General features: G+C 54.8%; 19 protein-coding genes. 16 read left to right on the forward strand and 3 right to left on the reverse strand.

Going from position 1 to position 17210, the window contains the following annotated elements; all coding sequences use genetic code 11:
* From G454_RS0112365 to G454_RS22410, 12 genes are all read left to right on the forward strand, one after another.
* Positions 1-1353, forward strand: a 1353-nt coding sequence (locus G454_RS0112365) for a stalk domain-containing protein (RefSeq protein WP_027718877.1), incomplete at its 5' end; no start/stop codon positions are given.
* Positions 1354-1527: 174 nt separating this feature from the next.
* Positions 1528-3564 carry a hypothetical protein gene (locus tag G454_RS22135; RefSeq protein WP_211230088.1) on the forward strand — a complete coding sequence of 679 codons (2037 nt, stop codon included), beginning with the start codon at positions 1528-1530 and terminating at the stop codon, positions 3562-3564.
* Between the two features lie 28 nt (positions 3565-3592).
* Positions 3593-4165: a copper amine oxidase N-terminal domain-containing protein gene (locus G454_RS22140; RefSeq protein WP_211230089.1), complete on the forward strand. Its 573-nt coding sequence runs from the start codon at positions 3593-3595 to the stop codon at positions 4163-4165.
* Between the two features lie 70 nt (positions 4166-4235).
* Positions 4236-5057 (forward strand): ABC transporter ATP-binding protein, encoded by an 822-nt coding sequence (locus G454_RS19035; RefSeq protein WP_035107768.1) that lies wholly within the window; start codon positions 4236-4238, stop codon positions 5055-5057.
* Positions 5058-5124: 67 nt separating this feature from the next.
* Complete coding sequence (locus G454_RS0112380) at positions 5125-6465, forward strand: cobaltochelatase subunit CobN (protein ID WP_027718878.1); 1341 nt, start codon at positions 5125-5127, stop codon at positions 6463-6465.
* 2 nt (positions 6466-6467) lie between these two features.
* Positions 6468-7163 (forward strand): MotA/TolQ/ExbB proton channel family protein, encoded by a 696-nt coding sequence (locus tag G454_RS0112385; protein WP_027718879.1) that lies wholly within the window; start codon positions 6468-6470, stop codon positions 7161-7163.
* A complete protein-coding gene (locus G454_RS0112390; RefSeq protein WP_051276366.1) occupies positions 7150-7425 on the forward strand; it encodes a DUF2149 domain-containing protein in 276 nt (91 codons plus the stop codon). The genes G454_RS0112385 and G454_RS0112390 overlap by 14 nt, the downstream gene beginning before the upstream one ends.
* Before the next feature lie 42 nt (positions 7426-7467).
* On the forward strand, positions 7468-8379 hold the full coding sequence (locus tag G454_RS0112395) for an ABC transporter ATP-binding protein (protein ID WP_156896772.1): 912 nt from the start codon (positions 7468-7470) through the stop codon (positions 8377-8379).
* Between the two features lie 85 nt (positions 8380-8464).
* Complete coding sequence (locus tag G454_RS0112400; protein WP_211230090.1) at positions 8465-9196, forward strand: ABC transporter permease; 732 nt, start codon at positions 8465-8467, stop codon at positions 9194-9196.
* 127 nt (positions 9197-9323) lie between these two features.
* Positions 9324-10103 carry an ABC transporter permease gene (locus tag G454_RS0112410; RefSeq protein WP_027718883.1) on the forward strand — a complete coding sequence of 260 codons (780 nt, stop codon included), beginning with the start codon at positions 9324-9326 and terminating at the stop codon, positions 10101-10103.
* 25 nt (positions 10104-10128) lie between these two features.
* Positions 10129-10989, forward strand: coding sequence for a hypothetical protein (locus G454_RS19040; protein WP_245574400.1), 861 nt, complete (start codon positions 10129-10131; stop codon positions 10987-10989).
* Between the two features lie 121 nt (positions 10990-11110).
* Positions 11111-11299 carry a hypothetical protein gene (locus G454_RS22410; protein WP_245574401.1) on the forward strand — a complete coding sequence of 63 codons (189 nt, stop codon included), beginning with the start codon at positions 11111-11113 and terminating at the stop codon, positions 11297-11299.
* A gap of 174 nt (positions 11300-11473) precedes the next feature.
* Here the strand turns inward: G454_RS22410 and G454_RS0112420 are convergent, their stop codons facing one another.
* The 3 genes from G454_RS0112420 to mntA form a co-directional block, all read right to left on the reverse strand.
* Entirely contained in the window at positions 11474-12682 is a 1209-nt protein-coding gene (locus G454_RS0112420) for an IS110 family RNA-guided transposase (RefSeq protein ID WP_027718884.1), read from the reverse strand.
* A 256-nt stretch (positions 12683-12938) separates the two neighbouring features.
* Positions 12939-13214: a type VII toxin-antitoxin system HepT family RNase toxin gene (hepT, locus tag G454_RS19045; RefSeq protein WP_169719360.1), complete on the reverse strand. Its 276-nt coding sequence runs from the start codon at positions 13212-13214 to the stop codon at positions 12939-12941.
* A gap of 84 nt (positions 13215-13298) precedes the next feature.
* Positions 13299-13730 carry a type VII toxin-antitoxin system MntA family adenylyltransferase antitoxin gene (gene mntA / locus G454_RS0112430; RefSeq protein ID WP_027718885.1) on the reverse strand — a complete coding sequence of 144 codons (432 nt, stop codon included), beginning with the start codon at positions 13728-13730 and terminating at the stop codon, positions 13299-13301.
* 173 nt (positions 13731-13903) lie between these two features.
* Here mntA and G454_RS0112435 point away from each other — a divergent pair, with 173 nt between their 5' ends.
* The 4 genes from G454_RS0112435 to G454_RS0112450 all read left to right on the forward strand — a co-directional run bounded on the left by G454_RS0112435 (position 13904) and on the right by G454_RS0112450 (position 17124).
* Positions 13904-14920 (forward strand): ATP-binding cassette domain-containing protein, encoded by a 1017-nt coding sequence (locus G454_RS0112435; protein ID WP_027718886.1) that lies wholly within the window; start codon positions 13904-13906, stop codon positions 14918-14920.
* Positions 14917-15696, forward strand: a complete 780-nt coding sequence (locus G454_RS0112440; RefSeq protein ID WP_027718887.1) for an ABC transporter permease — start codon at positions 14917-14919, stop codon at positions 15694-15696. The genes G454_RS0112435 and G454_RS0112440 overlap by 4 nt, the downstream gene beginning before the upstream one ends.
* Before the next feature lie 80 nt (positions 15697-15776).
* Positions 15777-16460: an MBL fold metallo-hydrolase gene (locus tag G454_RS0112445; protein ID WP_027718888.1), complete on the forward strand. Its 684-nt coding sequence runs from the start codon at positions 15777-15779 to the stop codon at positions 16458-16460.
* A 46-nt stretch (positions 16461-16506) separates the two neighbouring features.
* Entirely contained in the window at positions 16507-17124 is a 618-nt protein-coding gene (locus G454_RS0112450) for a radical SAM protein (RefSeq protein WP_027718889.1), read from the forward strand.
* The last annotated feature ends 86 nt before the right edge of the window (positions 17125-17210 follow it).

Below are 17210 nucleotides of genomic sequence, written 5' to 3' on the forward strand. Positions count from 1 at the left end.
GTGCAGGTAGACGGGAAGGAGCTGGTCTGCGATACGCCGCCGGTGGTGGAACAGGGCCGCGTGCTGGTGCCGTTGCGGGCCATTTTTGAGGCACTTGGGGCCTCGGTGGAATGGGATGGGAGCACCCAGACGGTGACCGGCAGGAAGGAAGGCACCACGGTCAGGCTGGTTATAGGGCAGGGGACGGCCTATGTAAATGAGCGTCCTGTGAGCCTTGATGTGCCGGGCAAGATAATCAACGGCCGGACGATGGTACCCCTGCGCTTCATCGGCGAGTCCTTGGGAGCCGAAGTGAACTGGGACGGTACAACGCGTACGGTGATCGTTCGTACGGGTGCAGGTGCCCAGCAAGACAAGGATACAGTTACCGAATATTTCATCACCCCCGAAGGAGAGGTAGTTTCACCTAAGCGCATCACCATTAAGGATTCCATGGGACGCACGGTGCGTGTTCCCTCTCCGCCGCAGCGCATTGTTTCGGTGAACTCCGATGTTACCGAGCTCATCTGCGCTTTCGGGGAAGAAAAGAGGATTGTTGGCGTTTCGGATACTGCCGACTTTCCACCTCTGGTTAAAGAAAAAGCGAAGGTAGGCGCTGCCTTCACTCCTAACGTGGAGAAGATTTTGGCTTTGAGGCCCGATGTAGTTTTCGGCTACGGCAACTTTTTAAAGCCGGAAATTATTGCCCAGATTGAGCGGGCGGGTATACCGGTGGTATTGCTGGACTGCTACAAACTTTCCACCATGAGTCAGGATATCCGCACTTTGGGAACTATCCTCGGGCGCCAGAAAGAAGCAGAGGCATACATCGCTTACTTTGAGAAATACCAGAAACTATTTGCGGAGCGGACAAAGGAAATACCGCTTAATAAACGGCCATTGGTTTATCTCGAGGGTTATACCGATTACTCTGGTACCGGACCGGGTTCTGGCGGGGCCGAGATGCTGGAATGCGTCGGGGCGCGGAGTATCTGCGCGGGCCTGAGAATACCCTACCCGAAGGTAAACGCGGAGTGGGTAGTAGCCCAAAACCCACAGGTAGTAATTAAAGCCTGTGGCAGTTCCATTCCATCCGGGTACGGTGAGAGTTCCGAGGCGATGGCCAAGAAGCGGGCAGAGATTATGCGCCGCCCTGGCTGGGACAAGATCGCCGCTGTGAAGCAAGAGAAAGTTTTCATGCTTTCCAGCGAGATCTACACCGGCCCGAGGGCAATTGTGGGGATGGCCTATATGGCTAAGTGGATTTATCCGGATCTTTTCCCGGATGTTGACCCAAGTGCGATACACAGAGAGATGTTGAAGAAGTTCCACAACCTTGATCTCGAAGGTGCCTATGCTTACCCAGAGATGTAACTACATTTTAGAGTGGTTGGCCTCGCAGAAAGGGACTCTACTGTCGGGGAGGTGGGAACGTATTTTTGTTCGCTATACGAAGAAGTATCGAAAAGAGCCTTTTGCGAGAGCAATGATGGCCTGTAGCTACTCAATTTGTTAATTGAATTCAACCGGGGGAGGAGTTAAGACAAGATGCGTCGGTTATTGCTAACCACAAATCTGCTTTTTATACTGCTAATTTGTCTAATTTTAACTTTTACCAGTAGCGCTTTTGCCGCTACCACCAACTCGGCGCTTTGGGTGCCGAATGCGAGCCCAGATAGCACAGCGCAACTCGGGGGACTCTTAATTTCTGAAAGTTATGCAGGCTCAATAAAGAAAGGGGATTTAGTCAACGTAGTTGTTCCCACTTTCATTAACATAAACAAACTTAAGATTAGTTTTCCGGGTGGTTCATCTTATTCTCCACCTACTACTGGCGCAGTTAGTAAAGAGGTATATGAAGCGACCATAACTAGTAGTGATGATAATAGGAGATATACAATTTATAATGTTGTTACCGTAACTCTCCCTACCACTTATGCTATTGATTTCTCAAATATGACGTTAACAAGGACGTATAAGGTTGAAATCGCAAAAAAAGTTATTGAAGAAAAGCAAGTAGGAGATTATATGGTTAAAGTAGGAGAAACAGTAAGTACCTTGGAATCGAAATCAGTAGAGATTAAATCACCCTGTTCATACGACGGCGAAGTCGAGTTGATAGGGATTAGCACTGCTGAAAAGGACAAGCTAAAAGAAAACTTGTCTGATCAATATAAACAATTGTTTGAGAGTTTAATAGCACTGCGTACGGGAGAAATAGTGTTCAAGGCTCTTAACCAGCAGCAATTTGTCTTGAAATGGAATTACAATTCTCCGACATCTCGGACTTTCCGGGCATATGTTTATTTCGATGAAGTATACATCAAACCCGTGGCCCCAGGGGAGCTTGACTCTTCCGACATCAAAGTCACGCTTGACGCTCCTTCAACCTCTGGTTTCTCTTCCGGTTCAGTAACCATAGGTAGACTTCTCACCTTTGGAGGAAGCACTATTACTGCAGGTTCCCCGACCAACATCACCGATAACGGTGGGAAGATTGCCGATATCACACTGAAGGAAGACGTGGCCGGAGCTTTGAAAAAGAACGACACTAGATTCCCGCAAATGAACACAGTAAAACTGGTCCTCAGCCCTGGCTTTAGCTGGGATAACGTGACCCTCATTCCATTAGGTGGATTTAGCAGCGGCAGTGTACACTTCGCAGTTTATACCGAGAGGGACGGGTGCAGTGCCCTCTACCTCAAGATCAACAATGAAAGCAGCGGCAGTCCCGGCCAGCTGGTGATAAAAGCTTCAGTAAAAGTTAATGAACCTTTAACCACATCCCGCGACGTTAAAGTGACCTACGGCGGCACCAACCCCGGTGTGGGCGGCGAACGAATAGCCGAGGTAACTGTGGCCAAGTATTTGGTTCCCGGGTTAACGGTAATGGCAAAGAACGCTCTTGACGTGGTGGCCGGGCGGCTCAACCAGCAGATCGGAAGCTTCACCATTGCCGAGGGAATGCCGGGGGACCTGCCCCAAGGAAGGCTGATCAGCCTCACGCTCCCCGAAGGGGCGAAGTGGAACCAGGTGCCTCAGGTGAGCCTTGAGGCTGGGAACGGAAGCCTCGAGTTCCGCGGCACGCGGGATGAGGGAAGAACAGTAACCTTTGTAGTCAAAACTGCTTCTTCGGAACGCGCGGTCTTCTGTTTCAAAAACGCCACCGTGGACCTTGCCCTTGGCGCCCCTGAGGAGCTGGCCGTAACCGTCAAGGGGCCCGGCGTCAGCAGCACCGTGACTGTGGCCCACGTTCAGGCGCCGGTGGCAGTTTCTGCCGCGGGCGGGACAGTCCGTATCGGGGTGCAGGGACAGTCGGTGGGCGCGCTCACCATCCAGGAGAACCTGGTTGGGGCTCTGCGGGTCCGGGATGCTTCTGGAAACCGGGCGGTTTTGAGGCTTAACCTGCCTTCAGGGGTGCGTTTTGCACGGGTACCAGCTGTAAAAGTAACCGCCGGAGACCTGGAGCTCGATGCTACCGGAATCAAGCTTGACGATAACGAGCAGACGCTCGTTATCCCGGTGAAGCTTCCCAGCACCACACCTGTAGAAAGGCAACGGCAGGCTAAGTTCCGGCGCCGGTAGCGAAAGCAGTGGCACGGTTACCGAGCAGGTGGGGAGCACGATTGTGGTGGAAAATATTCTTTTGACCGTTGACCGCACCGCTCCTGAAGGTGACATTACCCTAGAGATAAGCGGCAGCGCCCTTGCCGAAACGGAAGCTCTCTTTCCCTCATCACTCAATAAATTAACCTGTGTTCTGGCACGCTGTGTAACTCCCGCTCCGGGAGAAGAGAAGGTGAAAAGAGAGAAGGAAATTGTCTTTACCGTGGGGGCCACTAAATACTTTGTGAATGGTGAGGAAAGGGAGATGGATGTGGCTCCCTACGTTAAAGAAGGGCGAACCTATGCGCCGGTACGCTATTTAGCTTACGCAGCTGGATTGACTAATGATCAAATTCATTGGGATAACGAGAACTTTGCCGTAACACTTTTTACCGGCGAACGGGTGGTGCAGTTTAAGGTAGGGCAAAAAGCATACGTGCTGCAAGGGATCACCCTTTCTATGGACGCTGCCCCGGAAATTGTTAACGGGCGGGTAATGGTGCCATATCGGTACCTGGCTCAAGCGATGGGCTTCCAAGTCTCTTGGGATCCGGCAAAGCAAGCGATAATTATCCAATAGTTTCTCTCACCCGGGCACTTCGCAGGTTGCGGGGTGCCCGCTTTCCCTACATCACAGGAGGGGAATGGAAATGCGCTTGCAAGTCAAGGAAGTGTCCTTTGCCTACGGCAGCATACCTGCGCTGGAAAACGTCACCTTTAAGGTGCGGGGTGGCGAGGTGCTCGGGATCGTGGGGCCAAATGGCTCCGGTAAATCAACGCTGCTCAAGTGCCTGGCAAGGGTGCTGAGACCACAAATGGGAACAATCTTTTTGGATGGGAAGAACCTCGCCTCCCTGCACGGGCGGGAAATTGGGCGCTGCCTGGGCTACGTGCCGCCGCCGGGTACGGGAAACCCTTTCCCCTGCACCGTGCTTGAAGCGGTACTCCACGGTCGCCGCCCCCACCTGAGCTGGGGAGTAAGCCAGCGCGATTTGGCGGTAGTATCAAGCGCCCTCACCCTTTTAGGGCTAACCGATTTAGCGGAGCGCCAGCTCGAAGAGCTTTCAAGCGGCCAGAGGCAAAAAGTTCTCATTGCCCGTGCTCTGGCCCAGGAGCCGGAGGTGTTTCTTTTAGATGAGCCAACGGCCACGCTGGACATCCGTTATCAACTTGAGGTGCTCGGGTTCATAAAAGAATTCGCTGTGAACAAAGAGCGGGTAGTGGTAATGGTATTGCACGACCTCAACCTGGCCAGCCGCTTCGCGGACCGTCTTATACTCTTGTATGAGGGGCGTATTTTCGCAGCAGGGAGCCCTAAAGCGGTGCTCTCGCCGGAAAACATTCGCGCAACTTACGGCGTTGAAGCGGTGGTCAGCGAAACACAGTGGGGGTTGCAGGTGATACCGGTGGCGCCGGTGGATGTTGGGGCAGAAGAAGAACCGCAGTTGTACAGGGTGGGCATGCTGGGGTGAAAAGCACCTTTTTTGGGGGGACGTCCGTGCCCCGGATGGCAGTTTCCGGAAGGGAGGGAGTGTGCTTTTGCGCGGTTGGAAGTGGGTTCTTTCGCTTCTGCTCATTTGCCTCTTTACTTCGGACCTTGCCTCTCTAGCCTTTGGCCAAGCGAGGTTCAACGCGCCCCAGTTTGACGAAAAGATTAAAAATGCCCTTGCTCCCGAGAAATACCCAAGCCGGGAAGCATATGCAGCAGGCGAAAAAATGGCCCGTGAGACTGTAAGTAAGTTCAAAACAGAAAAAGGCAACTATCCTTTGCGGGTTGCAGGGGTATTGTGGGGCGTAGAGACGACAGGGAAAGAAGGGCCCATGGTTTCCTTTGCCCTTGCGCTCATCGGTGTCAGGCTCAAGTGGGATGCCTCGGGAAAAGTTACCGGCCTGGAGCTGATAAGCCTTGATGAGTTGGGCCGGCCGCGCATTGATGTAGTAATGGTAACTACGGGCTTGTTTCGCGACCTTTTTCAAAACCAGATCATTTTACTCGACAGGGCGTACCGCCTGGCTCTGGCCTCTTCTTATCAGAGCATCGCTTCGGCTTATCCCGAACTGCAGTCGGTTTTAGACGCTACACTTGTTCCCCTGGAAAAGGCTGGGCTTCTCGTGAAAGGGAAGGAACCCTTAGAGTCAAACTACGTCGCCAGGCGGTGGGTGGTGACAGTGCGGAAACTGCTTGCTGCAGGTCACCAGCAAAAGGAGGCCGGCGAACTGGCGGTGGCCGGGATTTTTGCCCCTCCCGTAGGAGAATATGGTTCCGGGGTCATGGTACTAGGTTTTAGCCAGGACCACGAAAAAATGGCCGAGCAATTTGTGAACCGGGTAAGCAATGTTTATTCTGAAACCATCTGGGGTACTAACCAGCCTGACGTTTTCCGGGAGTTGCTCAAGGGGTGCAACGTGCTCGTTCATTCTTATAGCGAGGGAAATGTGCTGGAGCAAGACGACCTGCCGCTTGAATACACTTACCTGCGGGGTCTAAGGGCGGCGCTGGAAAAGCTGGACGGTGGCATGCCGGATGAATTTACCAGCGGGAATGAGAACCTAAAAAAAGGTGAGCGAGACCTTTCCGGGGTGAAGCTGGCGGAAAGCAATGCTCCCGATGCCGCGCAAAAAACCTCGGCGAATACACAAGCAGCAGAAACGCCCCAGGTGACTGCTACCGAATTAAGAGGCGCAGGGTCCAATGAAAGCACAAGCGCTTCGGAGGGAGATACGCCAGGGGGCCAAGATCTGCACGTTTTCGAAGTAGAGGCCTGCGAAATCCCTGCCGTGCCAGAGAAAAACAACTCTTTGCTTATGGCCTTTGGACTTTTAGTATCCTTTTTCTTTGGTGCGGGTAGGAAGTATCTGGAATATGCAAGGGAGGCATGAAGGTGGACGCAGTAGGCTTAAAGTTTCTGCGGGAACTGATGCATATCTTTTCCTACGGCTTGCTGGTGCCAACTATTGCTGTGTTGCTGTTTTTCGTCATATTTTCCATGGCCGAACTGGGGAGCTTAGTGGTAGAGTGGTTTAAGGAGCGGCGCGGAGGGAGGATCAAAGTTCATGTCACTGCTCTCCTACAGCAATTCCGGAAAGAGCGCGATCTAGCAAAGATTAAAGCCCTGGTTTTGCAGAGCGAGCTTTCGCGGCGGCAAAAGGATGCTGTGAGTGAGTTTTTGGCTAACTACGACCTGCCTGCGGCCACGCTTCAAGCCCTTGCCCGCCAGCTTTTAACTAAAGAAGAATTGCATTACGCAAGGATTACGAGCCGCACGGATGCTATCGCTCGCCTGGGGCCCATGTTGGGCTTAATGGCCACCCTTATACCTCTAGGACCAGGCTTGATTGCCATGAGCCAGGGAAACATTCAGAGGCTAGCAGAATCGTTATTAACTGCTTTTGATGCCACGGTGATTGGCCTGGCCTCAGCTGCGATTGCTTTTGTTATTTCTCAGGTGCGGAAAAGGTGGTATGAGGACTCCTTGAGTGCTCTGGAAACTATTATGGAATCTCTGCTGGAGGTGTTGGCAGGTGAAGGGGAGGTTGCGGAGGACAAAAAGCGTACTGGAGAGAATGGGAGACGTTAATCCCATAGAGGGAGCAATCAATATTGTGGACGCCATGCTGGTTTTTGCGTGCGGGTTAATCTTGGCGCTGGCAATTTACTGGAACGTTGACCTCGCTCGCAAAGGAGAAAAAGTAGATATAAAGTTGGGAAAGGATGTTTCGCAGTTGCCGGAAGTGCGACGCGACCTCATTGAAACCCGGGGAGAAGGGAAGGCGTATGAAAAAGTGGGCACGGTTTTTAGGGATCCAGAAACAGGAAAAATGTTTATGATAACAAAGTAACTTGCTACATCCTTGCGGGGAGAAGCCCAAGCTTCGCGCAGCATGGGATGGTGTCGTGGTTTGAGGGACGCGGGAGATGGAGTTGTTGATCAAAAAGCCGCTGAAGTGATATTGGAACTCAAGAATGTGGTAAAGTACTACAACCGGGTGCGGGCTGTGGACGGGGTAAGCTTTCGGGTTTGGCAGGGGGAAATCTTTGGCCTCCTCGGGCCAAACGGGGCGGGTAAGACCACTATCATCCGCATGCTCACTACCCTGACCAGGCCTACCGCCGGCGAAACGTATGTGGCCGGCTACCCTGTGGGCAGCCGTCAGGTGGAAGTGAAGAGGTGTATAGGGGTGGTGCCCCAGGTTAACAATTTGGAGCGGGAATTAACCGGGCGTGAGAACCTGCTCCTGCACGCCTTGCTGCACCGTATGCCGCGCGATGTGCGGGAGAGGCGGATAAAGGACCTCCTGGCCTACGTGGGGCTGGAGGAGTGGGCAGACGTGCGAGTGCAGCACTACTCCGGGGGTATGGCACGGCGGCTGCTGATTGCCCGGGCCCTTTTACACCAGCCTCTCATTCTCTTCCTGGACGAACCCACCATTGGCCTTGATCCGCCAACCCGCCGCAAAATCTGGGATCTCCTCCAGCTTATGAACCGGGAGGGCGTGACCGTGCTGCTTACCACCCATTACATTGAAGAAGCGGAAACCCTCTGCCACCGGGTGGGTATCATCGACCGCGGACGGCTCATTGCTTTGGGCAGTCCGGCGGAGCTCAAAGAGAGGCTGGGCAGTTACTGCGTGGAATTTTTAAGTGCACGGGGAACCAAGCGGCGCTTTTTCACCACCAGAGCCGAAGCCAATGCGTACGCGCAAAGCCAGGATGTGGATACGGTGGTACGGCGCACCGACCTAGAGGATGTTTTTGTGGAGCTGACCGGACGTGATGCAGGTGAACTGGCGTAGGCGTAAGGAAGATTTTACCGGCGGGCTTCCCCTTTTAGCGGGGCCCTTCAACAGAAACCCTCAAGGGTTGTGTTACCTGGAATGGTTGCCCATTGTCCTAGCCATGGGCTTAGTCTGGCGCCGTCGCTGGTGGCGTTTTTTCATTGGTAGCTTAAACCGCCCCCTCATTTTTCTGACCATCTTTGCCTGGAACATGGAGCAACAAAAGGCTCAAGCCGCGCAAAGCTTCTTGGGCTTTCTTGTGCCGGGATTGGTGGTTATGGCTGCTGTTTCAGGTAGTTATGTCGACCTGGTCAACTGGTTTACCCTAAGGCGGAACTATTACCGCGTGTTGGACGAATACCTGCTGGCGCCTATTTCCACCGCTTCTCTTTTGGCCGGACATGTCTTGGGGGCGGGAGCAAAAGGTTTTATCTCGGCTCTGGTAGTCTTCTCCTGTGCCGGGACTTTTTTTGTGGAGGGTTTTTGTTTCCCTCTTTTCTTCTTTCTCCAGCTGCTGGTCATTTGCCTCACTTTTGCCTGTCTGGCGGTGGCCGTAGCCATGGTTGCCGGGGGCGATAAAGATACGCTTATGTTTACCAACTTAATCGTCTTTCCCATGACCTTTTTCTGCGGTACCTTTTTCCCGGTGGAACAACTGCCCGGTTTGCTAGCCCGCCTATGCTGGGGCCTTCCCCTGACGGCGGCTACCTATAACTTGCGGGCACTGGCCTTAAGCGGAGCCTTTCACCCGGATTGGTTTTTCCAGAGCATTGGCTGGATGGCCGGTCTTTACCTGCTGGCTTACTGGTTGTTAAAGTGGCGGCGGGAAGAATGAAAAACAAAGGCGGTGAGCTTATTTGCCCTCTCCAGCGGGAGGTTTCTTTAAGCAGCCGCAAGAACTCAAAGCTTCCCCCAGGCTGGTACGGACTGGGGAAAAAGCAATTAACCCTGCGGGCAGGGCTTTGACGGACAGAGGAAAAGGGAGGCGCTTTTTCCCTCCCCAGTGGTATCCCATTCTCTGGGAAGAAATGATTTACTGGCGGAGCAAATTCTGGCTCTACCTGGCCACCTACATGCTTTCTCCTTTGCTCTTTTTGCTTTCCTTTGGCTTTGGTGTAGGAGGGCGGCTGCGGGTGATCATGCCGGGAGGAGCGAGTTACTTGGAGTTTTTAGTACCGGGCATAGTAGCCCTGGCTCTGTTTAACAACGGCGTGACTTCGGTCACCGTGCGCATGTTCTATACCCGCCTTTTTTGGCAAAGTTTTGAATCTTACCGTCTGGCCCCGGTGAGCAATTTTTCCCTTTGCCTGGGCTACACCCTGTCTGGCGCCATGCGCGGCCTTTTGGCCGGGCTGATTGTCTTTGGGGTAGCCTTCCTCCTGGTTCCCAGTTTAAAGCCGAACTGGCCCTTTGGCGGGGCAATGTTATTGGCCTCCTTTTGTTTTGGGGCCCTTGGCGTGCTCATCGGCCTGTGCCTGCGCTCTTTTGACGACCAGGCCCTGGTCAGCGAATTTATCCTTGTGCCTGTGACCTTTTTAAGCGCCACCCTTATCCCCGTGGAGCGCTTACCGGGCTTTTTACAGTACCTTGTCTGGCTTTTCCCCCTTACTCCGGCGGCGGAGCTTTTGCGCACTGCGTTATGCAGGAAATACTTTCACTGGGGGCTGGCGACATTGTTGGGAGGGTGGGGTGTGGTTTTGTTTATCTTGGCCTGGGTTAAATTAAAAAGGTTGGATAGCTAGAGCTTGTGTAAAAGAAAAGACCAGCATGGAAAACCGCTGGCCAACGGAAGCGGAACTCAAGGCGAAGTTCAAGTCCATCGTCTCTTGGAAGGAGCTGCACTCTCAATCGGCACAGGCGGTGGTGGAAGAGTACTTTGAAGCTGTATCGAGCTACCGGGAGCACAAGGAAAACGGCCACACCGAAATGAACCCGCCCAATTTCAAGCCGAAGGGCCACCTTCGTACTGTGACCTGGAAGAGGCAAGGCTTCGATGTCGAGGGTGACACCCTCGTGTTGAAGCTCTCTCGGAAGAAGGAACCCATCAAGGTCGCACTACCCGAAGGGTGGAACGTGGTCACCCTGCCCGATAGCACGGGAATGAAAGGCACCCCGGTCGAGGTCAAGGTGAAGGCGGTCGTTCGCCGCCGCAAAGTGGAAAACCTGGTACTCCACGTGACCTTCGACCTGGGAGTTGTATCCGTTTACCGCGCAGGCGCCGTTTCGGCATACGACTACAACTCTGCGACTTTCGTGCGGGCCACGTTAAACGGTGCTCTGGACCTCTTCATCTGCCGGGAAATTCTCTCCCAGGTGCAGTACAGGAACAAAACCATAGCTGACTTCCAGAAGAAGATGAGCCGTTTAAAGGAGGGCTCCCGCAGGTGGAGGAGACTCTTGGCCGCGAAGATTCGCAGGCTGAAAAAGCTCGACCGCCGCATCAGGCAGATGGAGCACACCCTGACGAAGCTTTTCGCAGAGCTGGACGAAGCCGAGGGCGTGGCCTTTGCGGTGGTGGGCGACCTGACCGACCTGCGCCGCTCCGCCCGCACCGGGATGAAAGGCAGGAAGGCTACTCAGAAGATCAACCAGATGGCCTACGACCGGCTCGTTACAAGAACCTCATGAGGGGCGTGCAAAAACCGACTCCTGGACGGAGAAGAACACGTCCTCCACCTGCCGCACATGTAGCTCCCGCAACCCCAAGTGGCGTAGACACCGCGGCTTGAGGATATGCGGGAAGTGCAGGTTGACCCTTCAGGCCGACCTCAACGGTGCGGCCAACCTGCTGAAACAGTACCTCTTCGGTAGATGCATTGGCAGGAAACTGCGCTTCGCCTTCGGGGAACCACGGGTTTGGCGCTGGGATAGGAGGTTCAACAGGTTTATGCAAGTATCGCCGGGGGCCGTGGGCAGACCTGTCCGGCACCTGGCGTAGTCGGGACGGAAGTGACGGTCCCCTCCGGGAGACCCTCCGGCAACGGGTTTTAAAAGGGTCGCTCGCACCGGTGTAACCCGGCAGGTGCGTGCACCTGCCGCCAGGAAGCCCTACACCTCTAGGTGTAGGGAGACCCTCTATGTCAATAGGTGACCTGTAATAAAAGAGGGCAGATTAAGCCACCGAAGGAGCGTGTCTGGCCCTGGCAGCGAGAAAGACAGATTCATCATAGGGACGGCGGTTCAACCACATCGCGAAGATGATCCGCACCCAGATGTTGGCCAAAGCCCGCAGAGCTTCGTGGTGTGTCTTGCCGGCGGTGCGCTTGCGCTGGTAATAGTCTCGAGCCCAGCTGACCTTAAGTACTGACTGGTAGGCAAAAAGCTGCAATGCCCGGCGCAGGAACTTGATACAGGCCCGGCGCTGGCGGGCGAAGCGGTACTTCCCACTCTGGTAGAGGACGGGGGAAGTGCCGGCCAGGGCCTGTACGGCAGCGGCATTTTCGTAGCGGCCGCGGTCATCGCACCACCCCGCCAGCAACCGCGGCCCGAGCCGAGTGCCAGCACCCGGGAGGCTGGCAAAAATCAGGCTGTCGGGGTGGGACTTAAAAAGGCGGGTGATTTCCTCATCGTACTTCTTGATGGCCTCCAGGAGGGGCTCGAGTTGGGCGATCAGAACCAGCATAAATCGGCTTTTAGCTCTAACCACAGCCGGGCGCGCCTCGAGTTGCGGGGCGTGCAGCTGAGCGTAGATGCGCTGTGCGGTGAGGTTGGGTTTAGGGTGCCGGTGAGCCTTTAAAAAGGCAGCCAATTCGGGCACTGAGGCAGACCTTGCCGCTTCCAGGGTGGGATAGGTCTTAAGGAAGTTGAGCGTAACCGGCAGAGTTAGGCGCGAGAAGAGTTCAAGGGCCACGGGATAGTACTCCTTGAGGCAAGCGGTCAAGCGGTTGGTGAGCCGAGTAACCTCTTCCAGGAGTATATCCTGGTCGCGGCACAGGATCTTCAACTCCTGAATGAGTTTGGAATCGGGGTTCAGGCGGCGCAGTCGGCGCAGGTCGCTGCGACCAATATCGGCCAGCAGGCGAGCATCAATGGTGTCACTTTTAGCGCCGGAAGGTTTACGTCGGTAGTCAACCACTTTAGGGTTAAGGGGGTAGACGGGGAATCCTGCCTCCAGGAGGAACTGGATCAGAAGGCCCTGACTGGTTTCCAGGAAGCAGGGTGCTTCTTCCGGCGAAGTTACATAGCGCAGCAGCTGCTTCTTGAGGGTTTCCAGGTCATGGCGCGTGTGAGGAATCCGGAAATGGGCAAGTTCGGTGCCGTCTTGATCGAGGACGCAGACTTCGTGTTCTTTATCTGCCCAGTCAATGCCGACGAAGATCATTGGGTGGACCTCCTTGAAAAGAAAAGGGCGTTATTTAGGTTACTGCAGGCAAGTGGTGAGCCTTATCTAACACTGGCGCTCGAAGCGCTCCCCTCTATAGACCCTGGCTTGCCTGAATATTATTCCGGGAAAGGCGAGTCTCCCCAAAGCAGTCGAACTGCTGGAAGTCAAGGCCTTTTCCCGGACTTAGGGCTAGGTTTTAGGCTTTGCCAACTCAGACCGGTTTTCCTGCCAAGGCAACGGCTCTGAGTTGAGTTTAACAGATTAAGGAAGTCACTTGATACACCTCCTCCAGAGTTACCTCCGCGTAGCCATGCACCAGGTGGTTACGGTAACCGGCCATGCCCTTGATTTTTTCGGCAAACTCAGGGGGGAGAATTTTTTCCCTTCCCAGGGTTAGCAGGATGGAGCGGTAATCGGTCGGATGGCCCAGCCCCTGCTTGGCCATGATGTGCCTGCCGATGTCGAGCAGGCTTTCCAGGGCCCGGCGCAGGTGGTGTTCGAAAATGGCAAAATTATCGGCATCGCCCAAAAATTGTTCTTTGGGAAGGGCGGCCATTTTTTTAGCCTGGCCAGAGCGTGTCTGATTAGAGCAATGCGGTTGTAAATCATTTCTTTATTGAGCAAGCTCATGCCTCCCCGCAAGCAGATCCTCAATCATTTCCCGGTAGTACATGTCCAAAAAAGGCTTAAAGTCGAGATAGTCCCTTATAGTTACATCTTCAAAGTCGGTGCGGAACTCCTCGTCGGTGCAGTATATTACCTTGCCGGTGCGGATGACATCAAACCTGAGGTAAATGGGCGCCTTCTGCAGGAAAAGAAGGTCTACCTCCAGGGGAGCCAGGGCTTCGGAAAGGGCGCCTTGTAGCTCGATTTCTTTTTCCAGATTGTGTACCGCGGGGGAGTAGTTGGCGAAGGCTACCGCCAAATCAATGTCGCTCTCCCTGTAGTAGTCCTGGCCTGCGCGGGAGCCAAATAGGTAGCAACAGGTTACCCCGAAACTTTCCAAAATCGGTTGTAATTTTTTGCGCAACAACTCAGTATCCAACCAAGGTCCCTTCCCGTCCGCAAAATAAATTTGGCTCAAAACGGGCTTAAATACAAGTATAATATAAACGCGTAAGCGTTGGAAAACCCGGCTGGTGGGGAGTCGCAACCGGCACGGGAGGCCGTTGCCGGGTGCTGTTCCGGTCGGCTGCGGTGAGTTGCGGAGGGGAAAAAGTGGGCGCGATCATCGAAGTGGAGGGCTTGACGAAGGTTTACGCCCGGGGAATAGTGGCCGTGAAAGAAGTTACCTTTGCGGTGGAGGAAGGCGAGATTTTCGGCTTTCTCGGTCCTAACGGGGCCGGTAAGTCCACCACCATTATGATGCTCACCACCCTCATTAAGCCCACGGCGGGGCGGGCTTTTGTCGCCGGGTTTGACGTGGTGAGGGAGCCCGGGCGGGTGCGCCTCTGCATTGGCTACGTTTCCCAGGAGCTGGCGGTGGACGACAACTTGAGCGGCAGGGATAACCTTTTCTTGCAGGCCGGCTTTTACCACCTCCCTAGGGGTGAAGCCAGGGCCAGGTGTGATGAGCTTTTAAAAATGATGGGTTTGTACGAGCGAGCCGACGACCTGGTGGAAACCTACTCCGGCGGTATGCGCAAGCGGCTGGACATTGCTTGCGGCCTCATTCACCGCCCGAAAGTTTTATTTCTGGACGAGCCCACGGTGGGATTGGATACCCAGACCAGGCACCAGATATGGGGATACATCAAAGCCCTGCGGGAAAAATACGGCATGACCATTTTCATGACCACCCACTACATGGAAGAGGCCGACGCCCTGTGCGACCGCATTGCCATCATCGACCGGGGGGTGATTAAGGCCGTGGGTGCGCCTGCCGCTCTAAAGGACCGCCTGGGCGGTGATGTGGTGACCCTCCGCTTTAAGGAGGCCCCGGCGGAAAAAATAAGGGAAGCCGTAGCCGCCCTGGAGGGCCTGGCGGGAGTGCGCGGCGTCAAGCACCAGGACGGGGACTGCTTTATAGTGGCCAGGGGCGGCGGGGAGCTGATCCCGCAGATCTTCCAGGTGCTCCAACCTCTGGGAGTGGGCGTGGAGAGGGTGACGCTTAAAAGGCCCTCCCTGGACGACGTGTACCTCTATTACACGGGGCGGGAGCTCCGGGACGAAACCGGGAGCAAGGAGGAGGCCATGCGCGCGCGCATGCTCATGAGGAGGGTGAGGGGGGCTTGACCGTTTTAAGCGACATATACTACGTTTGCTGGCGCGAGATGAAGCGCTTCTGGCAGCACAAACCGCGCATCCTGGTGGTCGTCTTTCAGCCGCTGGTCTGGCTTGTGCTCATGGGTAACATGATGTCGGGGCTCACCAGCAACCCCTTTGCCTCCCGCATGCTGGGCGTGGAGAGGTATATTGACTTCATGACTCCGGGCGTCATGATTATGACCGCTCTTTTTGGCGGGATTTTTAGCGGCGTTTCCCTCCTCTGGGACCGCCGCATAGGTTTTTTGAGCAAGATGCTGGTGGCACCCGTTTCCCGGGTGGCCATACCGGTGGGCAAGATGCTGGCCACCGCCATGCAGGGGGCCATTCAGGTGGCCGTCATTGCCCTGGTGGCCCTCTTCCTGGGGGTGAAATTTAAGACGGGGCTTGGGGGCTTTTTATGCTTGCTCTTTATTGCCGCCCTTTTTTGCTTTGCCATGGCCGGAGTTTCTCTCTCCGTAGCCATTTGGGTTAAAACCATTGAGGGCCTGCACCCCATCCTTAACTTCTTTACCATGCCCATGGTTTTTTCCAGCAATGCCATCTTTCCCGAGGCGGCCATGCCCTCCTGGTTAAGGGTCGTTTCCGCCTGGAACCCGCTGTCCTATGCCGTTACCGCTATGCGCGCGTTAATTGTTGAAGGGTGGGCCTGGGGAAAGATCCTGTCCGGTCTGATGGTGACGCTTCTCTTTGCCTTCGCCATGGTGCTTGTGGCAACCTGCCAGTTCAAGCGTTCCCTGGGCTAGGGCAAAAGGAATTTGCCGTCATCTTGGCGAAAATATGTCCATAAAGCAAGGAAACTTCCCCCGAGGAGCGGTGAGGAGATATGAAGCCGCAGCAGGTTTGCAGGCGGGTGTACCAAATTGGCGGCCCGGGGATTACCGGCCGCCGGGATTGCTGCGTCTACCTTGTAGATGGCGGCTCGCAGCTGGCCATCATAGATGCGGGCCTAGGAGAAAGCGCGCCGGCCATAGTGGAAAATGTGAGGCGTCTCGGTTTCGAGCCCTCGCGCGTTAAGTTTTTGGTGCTGACGCACGGGCACATTGACCACATAGGGGGCGCGGCCTACCTTAAAGAGTCTCTAGAACTCTGCGTGTTAGCCCATGAGGGAGATCTACCGGCTGTGGAGAAGGGGGACCCGCGGCTTACTGCCGCCGGGTTTTATGGGGTTAACTACCGGCCCGTAAAGGTAGATAAGGTCATTAAAGGCAAAACGGAATCCTTAAAAGTGGGGGAGCTTACCTTAATTCTCCTATATACACCAGGCCATACGCCGGGGAGCGTTTCTCCTTTCGTGGACGTTGGAGGGGAGAGAGTTCTCTTTGGCCAGGATGTTCACGGTCCCTTTGATCCTGCCTGGGGTTCGGACCTCAAAGCGTGGAGAAATTCCATGGCGGAGCTTTTATCTTTAAACGCGGATGTGCTTTGCGAAGGGCATTTTGGTGTGTACCGCCCCGGGGAAGAGGTTAGAAAGTACATCGAGGGCTACCTGCAACGGTACTCAAGGTAAGGAGGGTTTTGCAGTATGGAGAGGGGACCCCTCTTTTTTTACCTTTGTGCAGCTGGCCAAAGCGGCCGGCTGTGCCGTCAGCACTACCACCAACGGGATGCTGTTTAACGATGAAGTCTGCAGCCGGGTAATTAATAGCGGCATGGACCTTATTTCCTTTTCCCTGGCCGGCACAGGCCCGGCCAATGATTACTACAGGAGGGGAACCAGCTTGAGTGCTGCCTTGCGGGCTATGGAAAGGCTTGCAGGGTACCGCTCAAAAGCTGGTTCTCCCCGTCCGGCCATTCACGTCAGCTACCTATTGCTGCGTTCGGCTGCCGACGAACTGACCCGCTTACCGGATCTGCTGGCCAGCGCAGGTGTTGACGCGGTGGTAGTGAGCACCCTTGACTTTGTCCCAGTCCCGGAGTTGGCCGGAGAATCCTTTGTGGGGGCCGGGCCTTCTATGCTGGCCGAGGTACGCAGCCTGGTGGAGAAGGTGGCCGGCGATTGCAAGGCCAGGGGAACCCGTCTTCACTACCGCTTGCCGGGAGGTAAAACAGGTGGCAGGCCCTGCGCAGAGAACCCCTTAAGGGCAGTCTATGTAGCAGCTGATGGTTCCGTTTCGCCGTGTGTTTTTACAAAAGCCCCGCCAGAATGCCCCCGATTTTTAATTGGGGGATGAATGGCGGCTTGGTTTTTCTCTCCGGCCGTGCTATAATTTAAGCAGGCCGGAGGAGATGTTGAATGCAGACGGTAACCCTCAAAATA

It is taken from the genome of Desulfovirgula thermocuniculi DSM 16036, assembly GCF_000429345.1.
GTDB classification, from domain to species: Bacteria; Bacillota; Desulfotomaculia; order Desulfotomaculales; family Desulfovirgulaceae; genus Desulfovirgula; species Desulfovirgula thermocuniculi.